2 protein-coding genes are annotated in these 2,446 nt (G+C 70.7%); both read right to left on the reverse strand.

Annotated elements, in window-relative coordinates:
* Positions 1 to 108: 108 nt before the first annotated feature.
* On the reverse strand, positions 109 to 1,767 hold the full coding sequence (locus tag PKE44_RS18280; protein WP_324554097.1) for an N-acetylmuramoyl-L-alanine amidase: 1,659 nt from the start codon (positions 1,765 to 1,767) through the stop codon (positions 109 to 111).
* 232 nt (positions 1,768 to 1,999) lie between these two features.
* On the reverse strand, positions 2,000 to 2,446 hold a 447-nt coding region (gene tsaE / locus PKE44_RS18285; RefSeq protein ID WP_324554099.1), incomplete at its 5' end, for a tRNA (adenosine(37)-N6)-threonylcarbamoyltransferase complex ATPase subunit type 1 TsaE.

The following is a 2,446-nucleotide window of genomic DNA, read 5'->3' on the forward strand; positions in this document are numbered from 1 at the left end:
GTCCGGACAAGTTCGGGAACCGATGGTGCAGTCGTCAGCGCGGCAGATGCAGACAGGCGCTGTCTGTCCGGCGGCTACAGCTGCGGCATCGTCGCCGGAGCCGCGGGCTCAGCTGCCCGGCACCACCAGCGTCGTGCCGGCCGGCACGCGCAGCTGGTTCGACGGCAGGCGGTTCATCGCCAGCAGGCGCGTGACCGGCAGCCGGTACTGGCGGGCGATGTCCTGCAGCGATTCGCCGCGCTGCACGACGTGGTTGCGCGCTGCGGCACTGGCGCTGCTCTGCGCGACCGCCGGCCGGGCGCTGGCCGGGCGGGCGGCAGGGGCCGGCGTGTTGCGGCTCGCGGGCTTGGCGCCGGCATCGGGCTTGACCTTGGCCTTGCCGGCCCGGGATTCCTGGCCGGAGCTGGTCAGCGTCAGTTTCGGCAGCGTGTCCTTGCGGGCTTCGGGTTTGCTGACAGCGCGGGCGACCGCCGGCCGGGCAGCCGGAGCGGCATCGCCATCGTCCTCCCGATCGGCGCCGGCACGGCTGCGCGGGGCATTGTCGGTATCGGCAACCATGACGCTGTGCGGCAGGCGGTTGCGGTAATAGCCGCGGATGCCGTCCATGATCGCCTGCGCGAGCTGGCGCTGGCCTTCGTCGCTCGCGAGCCGCGATTCCTCGGCCGGATTCGACAGGTATGCGGTCTCGATCAGGATCGACGGAATGTCCGGGGATTTCAGCACCGCGAAGGCGGCGCGCTCGACGCTGTTCGAGTGCAGCGGACCGATGTGATCGAGCTGGTTGAGCACGCGCTTGCCGAGGTCGAGGCTCGATTCCATCGACGCGCCCTGCGACATGTCGAGCAGCACCGAGGCGATCTCGCGATCGTGCGCGGCCGCCAGCCGCAGGCCGCCGGCCATGTCGGAGGCGTTCTCGCGATCGGCGAGCCAGCGCGCCGCCTCGCTCGATGCGCCGCGCGTCGACAGCACGTACACCGACGAGCCGCTGGCGAGCGAGCCGTTCGGGGCCGAGTCGGCGTGGATCGAGATGAAGAGATCAGCCTTCTGCTTGCGTGCGACGCTCATGCGCGAGCGCAGGGGCAGGAAGGTGTCGCCGCGGCGGGTCATCACCGCGCGCATGCCCGGTTCGCGGTCGATCAGCGTCGCCAGCCGCCGGCCGATCGCGAGCACGACGTCCTTCTCGCGCACGTCGCGCAGGCCGATCGCGCCGGTGTCCTTGCCGCCGTGGCCGGGGTCGATGGCGATGACGATGTCGCGGCGCACGGCGCGTGCCAGCCGCTGCGGTGCCCGCTCGGCCGGCCGGCCGGCGGTGCGCGGCGAGCTTTCGAAGTCGATGTCGGGCAGCCGCTCGCCGCGTGCCTGCGCCTTGCCGGCCGGCATCTCGATCACCAGCCGGTCCGGCTTGCCGTCGGCCGCCGGGATCAGCCAGGTCGACGGTCGCGCCGGCTGGTCGAGCCGCACGATCAGCCGGATGCCGCCGTCCTGGCGCTTGCCGCCGCGGATGCTGCGGATGGCCTTCGACTTGCCGAAGTAGCTGCGATCCTTCAGCGCATCGGAAGGCTCGGCGTCGGGCAGGTCGATGACGACCTGCGGCGGCTGATCGACGAAATACGTCGTGTAGCGCGCCGGTTCCGACAGATCGAGGATCAGCTGCACGCGATCGCGCGCTTCGGCGACGCGCGCATCCCGCACCTGCGGCGCTGCAAGGGCGGCACCGGCGATGAGAGACAGGCAGAGGACGGCCAGACGACGGATGGACGAGCGCATCGGCGTGGGCGTGTACGGGCGGCAGAAAAGATACGCAGGAGTATGACACGCACGACACGTATCTGCAGGGCAAGCTGTGGCTTTTCTGCATTCGGTTGTTGCGACAGTGATAGTCGTTGCGTTTCGTGCCCGTCACGCAGGAATACACGCGCTTCAGAGCTTCATTCTTCGTGCAGGAAGGTCCGGGACGACGGGGAAACCCGACATGCACGCGCGATGCGTGCGACCGGCATCAGACCTGCGCGGCGGGCAGCTCCAGCGCCGTCAGCAGCGCCTGTCCGGTCGCGCTCGCAGCCGTGAGCGTCGCGTGCCGCTGCGTGCCGGCGTGATCGAGCTGCACGACGAGATCGGCCGCCGGCACGAAGCCGCCGCCGCGCTGCGGCCACTCGATCAGCAGCAGCGCATCGGCATCGAGGAAGTCGCGGATGCCGATGTATTCGAGTTCCTCGGGATCGGCGAGCCGGTACAGATCGAAGTGATACGCCGGTCCGCGGGCCAGCGTGTACGGCTCGACCAGCGCGTAGGTGGGGCTGCGCACCGCGCCGTGATGGCCGAGCGCGTGCAGGAGGCTGCGCACCAGCGTCGTCTTGCCGGCCCCGAGTTCGCCGTACAGATGGACGATCAGACCGCCGTGCGCCGGCAGCGCCGCGGCCAGCGCCGCGCCGAGGCGGGCGGTTGC

The organism is Plasticicumulans sp. (assembly GCF_035331805.1).
In the GTDB taxonomy this organism is placed as follows: Bacteria; Pseudomonadota; Gammaproteobacteria; order Competibacterales; family Competibacteraceae; genus Plasticicumulans.